A 13,902-nucleotide genomic window follows, 5' to 3' on the forward strand; every position below is an offset into this window, starting at 1 on the left:
CTTCTCTATTCCTTATAAGGGATTGCAATAACAGCTTATTTAAAAATTTTACTGTCTAAAGGAATTAAATTAAAACGAAAAATAGCCCCCCATAGTGGAAGCTATTTTTTCCTTTTAGTAAATTAAATGAATAAATTCTTTTTTGGAGATCTTACCTAAGTAACGAGAAACATCCATATCAGCAAGAGCTTCTTCTAATGCTTGTCGTTGATGACGAACACCAATTAATTTATTTTCCAAGTCATTAATTTCTCCTACACCAAAAAAATCTCCATAAATTTTACAATTCTCGATAATTCCTTTCTTTACATCCAAACGCACATCCACTAAACCAGCAGGAAATTTATGCGAAACTTGAATATTAAAGGACGGTGACTTTCCATAATTCCAATCCCAATTTCGATAGCGTTCGCGGGAGATCTGTTTAACATTTTCCCAATCTTCATCCGTCAATTCATAGCGTGGAATTTCTGCTATATCATCCACATCAAATATATGGCGTAAAATGGTTTCTTTAAACTCATCCATTGTAATTTTTTCATCTAAGAATTCAGATATATTAGCAACACGGCTACGAATCGATTTTATTCCCTTTGAGGCAATCTTCTCTTTACGTACCTTTAATGCAGCTACCACATTTTCAATTTCTGAATCCAGCATGAGTGTTCCATGACTAAACATTTTTCCTTTTGTCGCGTACATCGCGTTTCCTGAAATTTTCCGACCTTCAACCACTAGATCATTACGGCCATGTAATTCGGCAGGAACACCTAACTTATTCAAAGCTTCAACTACTGGTTTGGTAAATTTAGCAAAATTTTGAAAGCTATTGCCATCATCTTTTGTAATAAAGCTGAAATTCAAGTTTCCTTCATCATGATATACTGCCCCACCGCCAGATAAGCGACGAACAACCTTAATATTATTTTCCTCTACATATTGTGTATTGATTTCCTCAATTGTATTTTGATTTCGCCCTATAATGATGGATGGCTGGTTTACATAAAACAGCAAAAAAGTATCTGATTCTCCAAAATTTTCTACAATATATTGTTCTAAAGCAAGGTTAATGGTTGGATCTGTAATTCCTTTATTATCAATAAATTTCATATATAATTCCCCTTTTCATAGATCGTTAAAAATCTAGTTAATTCTAGTTTAATAAAAAAAAACAGATGAAGCAAAAAAATACATCTAATGATGCGAAGTTTGTCAGTTAGTAATGCTAAAACAAAGGTTTTAAACTTATACCTCCACAAGTTAAAAAATCAGGTATTCACTACAAATTAAATGGGGACAGCTTTTGTTCATAACCACAAAAGCGCAAATTTATTTAACCATATACAATATACAAACTGGAGAACTTCTGACGAGATAAAGGGAAACTTCATTTCTTGAAATGCTTTACCCAAGAAATGTTAGTACCTTAAAGGTATGACCTAAAGGCCCTTGAACCAATCGGGGATTTAGGATGCGTTCTGCTCATAAAGTTGCAAAATAATAAGCAGATGTTTGAAATGATTAGAAAAACTTGGCTTTTCACCAAGTCTTTATGGCGAAAGCTATCGTTTTCCTTATACTATAAAGCCTAAAATTTTATGTTTTTCTATAGTAGAAAAATACGCATCTTTACATACGGGATAAAGAAAACATGCCTCTAAAACAGGGGTATGCCGACGTGGGTCAGCAACGGCAATCACGCTTTTAGCCCGCCTTCCTTTAGATTCGAGTCGATGTTGACTTATCGTAGGAAGAAGATCGAAATTTGCTAGTCGCTTGACGCTTAAGCTAGACGACAATACTTTTCAAAAAATATTCCTCATAAAAAAGCTACCGTTTCTTAAATATAAAATTTTTATTTTTGTTATGAAACAGTATTGACATAAATAATACTGTTATAGTACAATATAATTAATCCATTTACAGGAGGAATCCTTTATGATTAACATCATTGAATTTTTCAGGAATTTGCCTAAGAAAAAATGTAGCAAATGTGGAAATGATATGATTGAAAAAGCAGACTGCTATGGAAATTTATGTGATGAATGTGATCATCCAGCAAGATAAACACTGTTTTTTCATTGCAACAAACTTGCAGGAGTAAAACAAATATCCGGTTTCAACCTGTTTGTTTCTCAACATTTTTCTCCATTAAATCCTTTGGTATTGGTTTAATGTATTTATTTTGAACAGCTGTCAGCTTATATGTTGCAGTTGTTTTTTTTTTGGAAAAGAACTGTCTATATAGATATTTTTATATTATAATTATTTAGAGTTTAGAAATAATTTGAGGTAAGAAGGGAGCAGATGTTTTTGGTAGAAAGGCTAACTCGATCACAGGTTCCAGATGAGCAGAAATGGGACCTAACAGACTTATTTTCAACTCGTCAAGCATGGGAACAGGAACTAGCAGTGATTCAGCAAGATATGGAACAATTTAATAGATTTAAAGGAAATTTAGCTGACAATGCCTTTATCCTGCATGAATGTATCAAAGAGCTTGAAGTTTTTCAACAACGTATTATTAAAGTAGCTACTTACGCTAATTTGCGCAGTAGTGCGGACGGTACAGACGCAGAATGTCAACAGGATTCGGCAAAAGTCGCTCAAGCAATGGCAAGTATTGATGCAAAGCTTACTTTTATCAATTTAGAGATACTGGAAATACCATCTGAAACAATTGACAATTTTATTCGTGAATGCCCGCCTTTATCAACCTATCGAAAAATGCTTACAGATTTAATGGATAAAAAATCACACACACTATCCCCCGAGATAGAAGAATTACTTGCATCACTTTCTGAAGTACATGATTCACCATACATGATTTATCAACGAAGTAAATCCTCCGATATGTCTTTTGAACCGATTACTGATGAAACCGGTAAAAAGTTACCGATGTCGGCCGCTTTATATGAAGACCGTTATGAACTTACAGCAGAAACCTCCATCCGGAGAAAAGCCTATCAATCTTTCGTTAAAACATTGAACCAATATAAACATACATATGCTGCGGTCTATGCTACAGAAGTCAAGAAACAAGTGACTTTGGCTAAACAACGAAAATATCAATCTGTAACCGATATGCTACTCCATCCACAACAAGTGACCAAAGATATGTATTTCAACCAATTACATGTCATTCAGGAAGAATTAGCTCCACATATGCAGCGATATGCCCGTTTGAAAAAAGAAAAATTACATCTAAAAGAAATGTATAGTTGTGATTTAAAAGCACCGCTCGATCCAAGCTTTAATCCTGTTACCACCTACGAGAAGGCAACAGCGATCATCATTGATGCAATGGGGGTTATGGGAGAGGAATATCAACGTATCATAAAACAAGCAATTGAACACCGTTGGATTGACCTTGCAGATAACGTTGGGAAAAGAACAGGTGCTTTTTGCTCAAGTCCTTATGGTGTTCATCCGTATATTCTTATTACCTGGACAGATACCATGCGTGGTACGTTTGTGCTGGCGCATGAATTAGGACATGCCGGACATTTTTATTTTGCTGGTGAACACCAAACCTTGTTTAACACTCGTTCTTCTACATACTTTGTAGAAGCTCCTTCAACGTTAAATGAACTATTGTTAGCTGATTATTTGTTAAATCAAACCAACGATAACCAAATGAGACGTTGGATCATTACTCAGTTACTCGGAACGTATTACCATAATTTTGTTACCCATCTGTTAGAAGCTGAATTTCAGCGTCGCGTTTATGATTTAGCAGAGCAAGGTACACCATTAACAGCAACTGTTTTATCAGAGCAAAAACTAGCTGCATTATCAGGTTTTTGGCAAGATACGGTTAGCTTGGATGAAGGGGCAGGACTTACCTGGATGCGTCAGCCACATTATTACATGGGATTATATCCATATACGTATTCAGCTGGCTTAACCGTTTCAACTGCTGTAGCACAGACAATAAAACGCGAAGGAAAACCTGCAGTTGATCGCTGGATAGAGGTATTAAAATCTGGCGGAACACTAAAGCCGCTTGATCTTATTCGTAAAGTGGGGATAGATATGTCAAAGCCGGATGCTATTAAACAGGCGGTGGCTTTCGTTGGTTCGCTTGTTGACGAACTGGAACAGTCGTATAAATAAGTCATAACAAAAGTTAAACCGCTCGGTTAGCTACACGAGGAGTGAATATGGATTTATCGTAGGAGAAGGGCAACGTTTGCTAGGGGCTTGAGCACTTAAACTGGACGAAGCTACTTTCAAAATTATCTGCCATATAAAACGTGTATCCTTATAGACAAAAAATGAGGAGTGAATAAGCTAGTTATTCACTCCTTTTCTAACTTTGACATAACTGACTCTCTTAATGATAGTATATACATTTATAAAAACTTCTCGAGCACGAATCATTTGAAGAAATTGCAATGATACTTACATCAAAGTAACTTGAAGCTAATAATTTTTTGGTTAATAACGTGATAGTAAGAACTGTAATGTCTCTTGAGCAGTTTTCTCTCCTTGTTCGATGCAATCCGGAATACCTTGTCCTTCATAAGAACTGCCGGTTAGAAACACCCCCGGTACTTGCCCTGCTGCTTGTTTACGGATTTTCGAAAGTCTCTCTAAATGTCCTACTGTATATTGAGGACGCCCTTGTCTCCATCTAGTAACAACGCTAAAGGCTGGATCCCCTTTTAGCTTCATTGCTTTTCTTAAATCTTTTAGTACCACTTCTGTTAAATCTTCATCCGATAAATCAACGACAGATTCCTCTCCAGGTCGTCCTACATAACAACGTAATAATACTTTTCCTTCTGGAGTAGTTAAAGGCCATTTTTTATGCGTCCATGTACATGCTGAGATTTGATATCCGCTGTTTTTTCGAACCAGAAAACCGGTTCCATCTATATCTTTCTTTATTTTCACTTGATCAAAAGCCAGCACAATATTTGCTGTAGATGTCGCTGGGATTTCTTTAAATGGTTTAAAGAAATTATACTGACTGAACAGTTTCGGTAACGTAAAGCTCGGCGAAGTGACAATAATAGCATCTGCTCTGTAGACGTCTCCATTACTTAATAACAGATGATAAAAATGCTCTTTTTTTTCGATATGGTCTACTGCTGTACCAAGTGTGACCATTTCTGGATCTATTGTTTTCTTTAATTCATGCACCAATGTTTCCAACCCATTTTTAAAAGAAAAAAACATACCAGGAGCAGATTGTTTTTCGATTTGTTTCGTTGTTTTCGGCATCGTTTTGCTCAAACCTTTAATCAAACTCCCATATTTCTGCTCCAACTGGTAAAAATTTGGGTATGAAGCTTGTAAGCTCATGTTGTAAATATCACCAGAATGTATACCTGATAACAATGTTTCAATTTGGTTCGTAAGCAATTCTTTCCCAAAACGCCGTTCAAAAAACGAACCTAAAGATTCATCTCTGTCTCCTTTCCCCTTTACTTTTACCAGATCGGCTAAAGCACGGATTTTTCCTGTGGGTGAAATCAATGTAGAACGAAGCACCGAGCGAATATTTTTCGGAACCCCCATAAATGTATCCTTTGGGATTCGATGAAATTTATGATTTGCTAAAATATATGATTTTCCAGTTGCATTTCGAACAATTTCATTTTCAAGCCCCAGTTCCTTAACCAACTTTACTGCAGGTTTTTTTCTGATTAGCATGGAATCCGCACCTTGTTCAATTGTGAAGCCATCACGCTGTAATGTTCTAATCTTACCACCTAGTCGATTGCTTGCTTCTACTAGTTTGATATTAAATGGGAGTTGATTTCTAGTTATTTCCTTTTGTAAATAGTAAGCAGTTGATAAACCGGTTATTCCTCCACCAATAATGACGATTTGTTTGTTTGTGTTATTCATTTTTTCCACGCTTTTTTACTTGTTTTAATACTACATCACTCAATGTATTAATAAACTGTGGATGAACATTTGGCATTTCTGGACGATAGTATGATGCCCCTAACTCCTCACAAACAACTCGACATTCATAATCATTGTCATATAACACTTCCAAATGATCAGCAATAAAACCAACAGGAGCATAAACAAATGTACGGTACCCTTTTTGCTCATATAGATCTCTAGTAAGATCTTGCACATCGGGGCCTATCCATGGATCTGGTGTGTTTCCTTCACTTTGCCAGCCAATTTCATAACTTGTAATCCCGGTTGCTTCTGAAATTAATTTTGCCGTTTCCTCTAGTTGCTGTGGATAAGGATCACCATGTTGTAATATTTTTTCAGGCAAACTATGTGCAGAAACGATGAGTACAGCTTTTTCTCGTTCCTGATCGGTCATTTTTTCATAAACATCCGTTATTTGATCTGCCCAATACTTAATGAACCCTGGCTCTTTGTACCAGCTTTCCACAGAAGTGATTGTTGTTACTCCATGTTTTTTAGCTGCATCATTCGCGCGTTGATTATAGGTTTTTACACTAAATGTAGAATAATGAGGTGCTAAAACAATAGATACAGCTTGTTCAATTCCATCTTTTGCCATTTGTTCTACGGCATCTTCAATGAATGGTTCAATATGTTTTAGCCCAGTATATGCTTTAAACTCATATTCATCTTGAACTTCATTTAGCCTTGCTTCTAGTTTCTCCACTTGCTGATTCGTGATTTTAGCCAGTGGTGAGATTCCACCAATCGCTTTATAACGATCTGTTAAATCTTTTAGCGAAGCTTCATCAGGCTTTCGTCCGTGACGAATATGAGTGTAGTACCGTTCAATATCTTCCTCTTTATACGGTGTCCCATAAGCCATTACTAATAGTCCCCATTCTTTCTTTACCATCATCAAACACCTCTTCATGTTAAAATTTTACTTTTACTTATTCATCTTTGCCCTGTAAGCATGGATAAAATCAGTTAATTTTTTCAATGTCTCCGGTTTAATGTCAGGTGTTACGCCATGCCCGAGATTGAACACGTGCTTTCCATCAGCAAGACCCTGATCTAAAATTACTTTCGTTCGACTTTCAATCGTTTCCCATTCAGCCAATAAAACAGCTGGATCCAAATTACCTTGTAACACTTTCGTTACCCCCAGTTCTCTTGCTTCTTGAATAGAGGTACGCCAATCTAAACCAATGACATCAACTGGAAGATCCTCCCATTCTAACAATAAATGTCTCGCTCCCACACCAAAAATGATTAGTGGAACTTGATGTCTACGGAGTTCAGAAAAAATTCGTGTCATAACCGGTTTAATGAAAACACGATAATCTTGAGTGTTCAAGCTCCCTACCCACGAATCAAAAATTTGAATTGCTTTAACACCAGCTTCAATTTGGGCATCAACATATGCAATTATCATATCAGCAAGCTTATCCATTAATAAAAACCATGCATCTGATTGTTTATACATAAACGCTTTGGTTTTACTATAATTCTTTGATGGACCTCCCTCAATCATATAACTTGCCAACGTAAATGGTGCCCCACTAAACCCAATTAAAGGGACTGTTAGTTGTTCTTCTGTTAATAAACGAATCGTCTCTAATACATAGGGTACATCAGATTGCGGATTAATCATCCCAAGTTTTTCAACATCAGAAATAGAATTGATTGGATTGTAAATAACCGGGCCAACTCCAGCCTTTATTTCTACTTCAACCCCCATAGAAGGTAAAGGGGACATAATATCCTTATATAAAATTGCTGCATCAACACCATAATTTTCAACGGGTAATCTTGTTACATAAGCACATAATTCTGGTTGATGGGTAATTTCAAATAAGGAATATTTTTCTTTCAACTTACGGTATTCCGGCTGTGATCTACCCGCCTGTCGCATAAACCATGCAGGCGTATATCTTGTTTTTTCCCCTTTGTAAGCTCGAATTATCGTATCATTAAATTTGTTTATCATGCCATCCATCCTTTTTTACGTACTACGTTCCCATTATTAATATAGCGATTTCATGGGACAGTGTATAGTAAAGCTAATTGATTGTCATCATTTTGTCTTATATTTTAAATTTACCATGCGAGTCGAACAGTTTCAGAAGGTGTTCCTTCTGTTTTGGTCAATGGATCATAAGGAACAACATAGTACTCATTCGTGTTAAACATGACATCCTCAATGATAAATTCTGTTTTCCCTTCTACTTCACCAATTCGTTTATCAACACCTTCTTCTTCACGGTAAATCCGATAAATAACGCGCTCATCCTTCGAACCTTCCCAGGTCAATTTTCCTCCTAAAATGGAAATATTGCCAAATGCATAAGCTGCTTTTACATTTTTTATTTCAGGTAAGGTAATTGGCTTCGGTAAAGCCGTAACCTCTTTTGGTTTCCTAAACGTCTCTTCTAATGGATGTAATCGATCCATTTTCGTTAAAATAGCTTTCACTAGCTTTGTAGGATAGGCGCTTCCCCCAGTTAAATAGCTTTTCTTATCGACTGTATCATAGCCTATCCAAGACGCCATTACATATTGTGGTGTATATCCGGCAAACCAAGCGTCCTTTACTTTTCCTTCTACTTTCGGATGCTGTGTTGAACCAGTCTTACCAGCGAGTGCCTTTTCATAATTACCAGCGCTTGCTGTTCCATTTTTTACTGCTTCTTCAAGCATTTCTGTCATATCCCATGCTACCTGTGGGGTAAACACTTTTTCAGTTTTTACCTTCGCCTTATACAGCTCATCTCCACTTTGATCAAGAATACGATGGATGGAAGTAGCTGTAACAATCTTCCCTTGATGGGCAAAGCTACTATAGCTTTCCATCAAATCGACAGGAGATACACCCGTTTTTAGACCACCCAAAGCTATCGCTAATCCTTTATCATCAATAGGAAGATGTAGTTTAGATAAATATTCCTTTGCGTACTTCACGCCAATTTCATTCAGGAGCCACACTGCCGGAGCATTTTTGGAATGAATGATGGCTTCATAAATGGACACAACTCCCTCATAGGAATCGTCATAATTTTTTGCAGTATATCCATCATATTCTATCTTTTTATCAGGTATCAGTGAATAAGGTTGATACTTTTTTCCCATTAAGGCTGGCCCGTAAACTGCTAAAGGCTTAAAGGTGGAACCAGGTTGTCTTGCTACCATTGCCTGATTCATGTCGCCAAATTCAAAATTTCTCCCTCCAATAACGGATACAATTTGCCCTGTTTTCTGCTTCATCATTGCAAACGCACCCTGTGTTTCTTTTGTACTTCCAGGAAAAAAGGCATCATTTTGAAACTGCTCATAAGCAATTTGTTGAGTATCCGTATCCATATTGACGATTAAGCGATAGCCACCCCGCTTTAATTCATCAATGGACAGATGATGAGTGGCAGCTGCTTCTTTCATAACAAAATCTGTATAACTAGTCCATGATGGATCAGGCTTCCACTTATTGACATTCAGTGCTAAATCTTTGCCTTCTACTTGAGCACGCTGTTTAGCAGAAATTGCACCTACTTCATCCATAGCACGAAGTACAGTATTTCTCCTGCTTTTCGCTTTTTCCGGATGTTTTATTGGGGAATAACCATTAGGAGCTTTGACAAGTCCCGCCAGCATTGCACCTTCACTTATGGATAAATCTTTCACATCCTTAGAAAAATAATAGTCAGCTGCTGTATCGATTCCGTAAATTCCATGACCAAAGTAGATTTCATTTAAATATAATTCTAATATTCGATCCTTAGACAACGTATTTTCTAAGTAGATAGCCGCCATTATTTCCTTCGTCTTGCGAAGCCATGTTTTTTCATGAGTGAGAAATAAATTTTTTGCTAATTGTTGTGTAATCGTACTGGCTCCTTCGACCTTACTCATCGCTAAAATATCTTTATAAACTGCACGAAATACAGAGCGGACATCGACACCCGAATGTTCATAAAATCTTCGGTCTTCAATGGCGATAAATGCATCTTTTACATGCTGGGGAACTTCTTCTAATGTTGTTAACATACGATTTTCATTGTACAGTCTACCTATAACTTTTCCATCTTTTGTTTCTATTGTCGTTGTTGTATCCAATAGTAGTTTTTCATCATCGACAACGAAACGGCCTCCAAAAACAATGGCAGCATAGGAAATCAAAGCTAACAAAATCATGAATAAAAAACTATATAAAATTACTTTTACTTTTTTAATAAGGCGTGAACGCTTCTGGTTCCTTCTTTCTATTCTGTTCATTGGTTCACCTCTATGTAATGCCCATAACATTATACGACACAATGATACAATCTTAAAGTATTTATACTCGATATTAAATAATAATTGTTTCAAAATAATGTCACTAGACATCAACTGTGTGTACTTCTAATGAATAGGCAGTTAACGGTAATTGATTCCATTAGGGTTATAAAGTGAAACTTCATTTCTTGGAATGCTTTTCCCAAGAAATGTTAGTTGAACGAATCGGGCATTTAGGTACCGTTTTCTACCACTTAGACCCTTTTGTATCAACTCAGGATCTTTGAAGTGGGAGTCTTACGGCACCTTACATGCGGGAAAAACAACTCTTTCTCCTATCGAGAATGACTTCAAACTTGAAAAAACACTAGGACTAGTACTAGTTCCTTTACGTATATCGATAGTAAAAATATAATTATAGCAAAAACAGGGTTATCAATTAAAATAAGAAATGAGAGTAATTTGTTTGACAAATAACAAGCTGTTTAGGGTAACATAGAATTATGGTATCATGTATGTAAAGCTTCACGCAGTATAAACTTTACCAGACTTTTTACACATGTTCTATTAAAGATAACTTGGTTATTGAGCTCTAGCAAATCTTTACCTCATAATTAATACGTAAAATCTAAAATTTTTACGACGTGAATCAACTTCTATTTTAAACCTAATAATGTTCATACTATGTAGAAAGGAGGTCAAATAAATGATTGCCCATATGACGAATGGAACAGCAGATTTTTTGAAAAAATTAGCGGATAAATATCCAAATAAGCAGATTTGGCTAATGCATTCCGATACAAGCTCTCTTGCTTATTATGAAGATAACAAAAAAAGTATTTTTGTATCTGGTCGCGATTATGACATTCTACTAAAAAATGGAGAAATACAAGAAGAGGGTTATGTTGTTATGAATAACATTCCCGTAACCGAAGAAGGGCAACCTGTCTTTGAAGATCGATTTCGAAAGCGCAAACAAGATGTCGAGAACATGCCAGGATTTCAAGCTCTTCGTTTGTTAAAACCGAAAAAAGGAAATACCTATATTGTCTTTACCCAATGGCAACGTGTAAAAGACTATGAGAACTGGAAGAATTCTGATCAATTCAAGCAGTCTCATAAAAATCAATCCGCCAAACCACCTGCTTATTTTGCAGAACGCCCATTTTTATCAACCTATCAGATGTTTGTCGATGAGGAGTAAATATAGCTCTATGCTAACGCTGCCATTAGCTAGGAATCGTTTTTTACTCTATAGAAAGTTGTTTACAGCTTCTGCACCGTACAGAAGCTGTTATGTTTTAAAATCGACAATTTGATAATAAAGTTGGTACATATCCTGTTTTGTAAATATTTTCGGAACCGGATATAATGGGTTTGCTTCCTGCAAAGCCCTCTCAATCATAATAGGAATAGCTTCTTCCTCGATTTTATCCAACTTCTCTGGAATATTCATTACTCGACTCATCCGTTTTATCTCTTTAATAAAGCCTAGCGCTTTTGCCTTGTTACTGTCTGCTTGATGAACTGGATGAACCACATCTGCAAGTTCAGCTAACGTATCATAAACAGCCTCCCCATAATGTTCCAGTACATATGGTAAGATAATGGCATTTGCCAGTCCATGAGGTACATGATAAAAACCGCCAAATGTATGAGCAATAGCGTGAACATAGCCGACATATGCACGGGTAAACGCCATCCCAGCTAAATAGGCAGCATGCTGCATATTTTCTCTTTCATATTTTCTCCATCTACATAGCTTTGTTCTAAACTTTCAAAAATCAATTTGACTGCTTGCTTACTCCAAGCCTTTGTTTCTTTCGTATTGCTTTTTCCAATAAATGCTTCAATTGCATGGGTTAATGCATCCATACCTGTTGTTGCAGTCATAAAGGGAGGAAGATTTGCGATTAATTTTGGATCATGCAAAGCGTAGTTAGGAATAAGTACTGGATCATTAATGGCATACTTTTCTAAGGAGCTAGGGTCACTAACAACTGCTGCCAGTGTTGCTTCACTTCCTGAACCAGCAGTTGTTGGGATCGCATATAATGGTGGTGTTTCCACTCGAACCTTTAACTGCCCCTTCATCTTGGAAATTGGTCTATCTGGACAAGCATATCTGGCTCCAACTACCTTTGCGCAATCAATGACTGAACCTCCTCCTAAAGCAATAATTGCCTCACATTGCTGTTGTTGAAACATAGTAAGCGCTCCCTCTATGTTTTCAATGGTAGGATTAGGAACTGTTTTATCATATAGGACGTAATGAATACTTGCTGATTGTAAATAAGTACATAATTTATCCAGTATCCCTGTTGCACGTATCCCTTTATCTGTAACAATTAAAATTCGTTTTTGAGCTGTTTGCAACAACACATCCGGAAGCTGTTGCAAACTATTTTCCCCCGTAATCAATATAGGTGTACGCCACTTTATAAACTTACTCCCAACTTTCATGATGTGCTGGTAAACCCGACAATATAATGTATAAACCAATAAATTCACTCCTTCTTTGGTTTCTTGTATCGTCATGTACCCATCGACTGATAACGACATGTTGCTACGACTTCTTAGTCCTTTAACTAGGCACCGACAAGCTAACCATTTGCTATGTCTTAGCATGGATGAAAAAGCGGTTTGTTTATATCTTTCATTTGCCATAGTATAAAAGCCAACTAAATAAGTAGCTGGCTTTTAACTCTTTCACATCATATTATTTATGTTCTTTCCTATTTATTCACATACTTGTCAAAGAATGTTTGAAAGTTTTCTTTTCCTTGATCTCCTTCAATTCTTGACACTTCTTTTCCATTATCAAAATAAACTAATGTTGGTACTGATTCAATTCCATAGACCTTTGCTTGGTCTTCAAACTCTAAAAGATTCATTTTTTTTAAATCAATCTCATTATCTTCTGCCAATGGAACAAGATACGGAGTTGTTGCCTGACAATGTGAGCATGTCGGGCTATAGAAATAAACAGTCACCGGCTTACCACTCTCCACTTTTTCTTTCAATTCATCAGGCATCATTTGATTTTGATAATTTGGATCATCCAATTGATCAATCGTGGCTTGTTCAAGTTTTTTATCTCCATACGGATTTTCATTTTTTTCTACTGCTTGATTATTTTTGTATTGCACAATAAAATATAAGCCAGCGAATAATACGAGGATGACACCGACAAAAATGAGTAGCTTTTTCTTCATCTCTTTTTCTCCTTTCACCAACATACTTTTCTAGTTATTTATGAATTTGAGTTAAAGCGAATTAATATCAAATGTAAGACAAAAATAATAATAAATGCTGTTCCAGCTAAAAAAGGAATCGTAATGAAACCTAAAATGTTGATATATGTCACATTACAAGGTACTAATCCGCATGCCTTGCCTGCTTCTTGTAAAACAGGAAGTTTTTGAACTAAATAGTGATAGGTAGAAACAAACATACCTATTCCACTTAAAATAAGACCGGGTAAAGCAATCGAAATATCTTTTTTATAAGCAGCTACCCCATAAATAACTACTAACGGATACATAAGAATCCGCTGGACCCAGCAAAGCTCACAAGGCGGATATCCCATGACTTCAGAAAAAAACAAACTCCCTAACATCGCAATAAAAGCTTGACCCCAGATAAGCAGCAATATATTTTCTGCTTTTTTAGATAATATTGCCATAGAATATTCCTTTCTTTTTAAAGATGTCACGTAAAGTAGTGCATTAAATAATTCTCGCGTAT

General features: G+C 36.3%; 10 protein-coding genes and 1 pseudogene. 3 read left to right on the plus strand and 8 right to left on the minus strand.

Annotated features, from left to right (window positions below; translation table 11 throughout):
• Positions 1–114: 114 nt before the first annotated feature.
• Positions 115–1,110: a lipoate--protein ligase gene (locus tag JNUCC74_RS13140; protein WP_454065703.1), complete on the minus strand. Its 996-nt coding sequence runs from the start codon at positions 1,108–1,110 to the stop codon at positions 115–117.
• 828 nt (positions 1,111–1,938) lie between these two features.
• Between JNUCC74_RS13140 and yhfH the strand changes: the two genes are divergently transcribed.
• Positions 1,939–2,067 (plus strand): protein YhfH, encoded by a 129-nt coding sequence (gene yhfH / locus JNUCC74_RS13145; RefSeq protein WP_454065704.1) that lies wholly within the window; start codon positions 1,939–1,941, stop codon positions 2,065–2,067.
• A gap of 240 nt (positions 2,068–2,307) precedes the next feature.
• The gene (gene pepF, locus JNUCC74_RS13150) at positions 2,308–4,116 is read left to right on the plus strand and encodes an oligoendopeptidase F (protein WP_454065705.1); all 1,809 of its coding nucleotides are present in this window, start codon (positions 2,308–2,310) and stop codon (positions 4,114–4,116) included.
• 324 nt (positions 4,117–4,440) lie between these two features.
• Here the strand turns inward: pepF and hemY are convergent, their stop codons facing one another.
• The 4 genes from hemY to JNUCC74_RS13170 all read right to left on the minus strand — a co-directional run bounded on the left by hemY (position 4,441) and on the right by JNUCC74_RS13170 (position 10,155).
• On the minus strand, positions 4,441–5,859 hold the full coding sequence (gene hemY / locus JNUCC74_RS13155; protein WP_454065706.1) for a protoporphyrinogen oxidase: 1,419 nt from the start codon (positions 5,857–5,859) through the stop codon (positions 4,441–4,443).
• Positions 5,852–6,799, minus strand: a complete 948-nt coding sequence (gene hemH / locus JNUCC74_RS13160) for a ferrochelatase (RefSeq protein ID WP_454067895.1) — start codon at positions 6,797–6,799, stop codon at positions 5,852–5,854. The genes hemY and hemH overlap by 8 nt, the downstream gene beginning before the upstream one ends.
• Before the next feature lie 33 nt (positions 6,800–6,832).
• Positions 6,833–7,876: a uroporphyrinogen decarboxylase gene (gene hemE, locus JNUCC74_RS13165; RefSeq protein WP_454065707.1), complete on the minus strand. Its 1,044-nt coding sequence runs from the start codon at positions 7,874–7,876 to the stop codon at positions 6,833–6,835.
• A gap of 110 nt (positions 7,877–7,986) precedes the next feature.
• Complete coding sequence (locus JNUCC74_RS13170; RefSeq protein WP_454065708.1) at positions 7,987–10,155, minus strand: PBP1A family penicillin-binding protein; 2,169 nt, start codon at positions 10,153–10,155, stop codon at positions 7,987–7,989.
• 706 nt (positions 10,156–10,861) lie between these two features.
• On the opposite strand from JNUCC74_RS13170, the gene JNUCC74_RS13175 reads away from it, so the two are divergent.
• On the plus strand, positions 10,862–11,359 hold the full coding sequence (locus tag JNUCC74_RS13175) for an antibiotic biosynthesis monooxygenase family protein (protein WP_454065709.1): 498 nt from the start codon (positions 10,862–10,864) through the stop codon (positions 11,357–11,359).
• 90 nt (positions 11,360–11,449) lie between these two features.
• On the opposite strand, the pseudogene JNUCC74_RS13180 reads toward JNUCC74_RS13175, so the two are convergent.
• The 3 genes and pseudogenes from JNUCC74_RS13180 to JNUCC74_RS13190 form a co-directional block, all read right to left on the minus strand.
• Positions 11,450–12,822, minus strand: a pseudogene (locus tag JNUCC74_RS13180) (iron-containing alcohol dehydrogenase).
• 68 nt (positions 12,823–12,890) lie between these two features.
• Complete coding sequence (locus JNUCC74_RS13185) at positions 12,891–13,370, minus strand: thioredoxin family protein (RefSeq protein ID WP_454065710.1); 480 nt, start codon at positions 13,368–13,370, stop codon at positions 12,891–12,893.
• A gap of 38 nt (positions 13,371–13,408) precedes the next feature.
• The gene (locus JNUCC74_RS13190; RefSeq protein ID WP_077317840.1) at positions 13,409–13,840 is read right to left on the minus strand and encodes a disulfide oxidoreductase; all 432 of its coding nucleotides are present in this window, start codon (positions 13,838–13,840) and stop codon (positions 13,409–13,411) included.
• Positions 13,841–13,902 lie beyond the last annotated feature (62 nt).

It is taken from the genome of Cerasibacillus sp. JNUCC 74, assembly GCF_053667775.1.

Bases quoted from the DNA above. Each gene is read 5' to 3' on its own strand.
- JNUCC74_RS13175 (WP_454065709.1), top strand. From the start codon at position 10,862: ATGATTGCCCATATGACGAATGGAACAGCAGATTTTTTGAAAAAATTA.
- hemY (WP_454065706.1), bottom strand. From the start codon at position 5,859: ATGAATAACACAAACAAACAAATCGTCATTATTGGTGGAGGAATAACC.
- JNUCC74_RS13170 (WP_454065708.1), bottom strand. From the start codon at position 10,155: ATGAACAGAATAGAAAGAAGGAACCAGAAGCGTTCACGCCTTATTAAA.
- hemE (WP_454065707.1), bottom strand. From the start codon at position 7,876: ATGATAAACAAATTTAATGATACGATAATTCGAGCTTACAAAGGGGAA.
- yhfH (WP_454065704.1), top strand. From the start codon at position 1,939: ATGATTAACATCATTGAATTTTTCAGGAATTTGCCTAAGAAAAAATGT.
- hemH (WP_454067895.1), bottom strand. From the start codon at position 6,799: ATGGTAAAGAAAGAATGGGGACTATTAGTAATGGCTTATGGGACACCG.
- JNUCC74_RS13185 (WP_454065710.1), bottom strand. From the start codon at position 13,370: ATGAAGAAAAAGCTACTCATTTTTGTCGGTGTCATCCTCGTATTATTC.
- JNUCC74_RS13140 (WP_454065703.1), bottom strand. From the start codon at position 1,110: ATGAAATTTATTGATAATAAAGGAATTACAGATCCAACCATTAACCTT.
- pepF (WP_454065705.1), top strand. From the start codon at position 2,308: ATGTTTTTGGTAGAAAGGCTAACTCGATCACAGGTTCCAGATGAGCAG.
- JNUCC74_RS13190 (WP_077317840.1), bottom strand. From the start codon at position 13,840: ATGGCAATATTATCTAAAAAAGCAGAAAATATATTGCTGCTTATCTGG.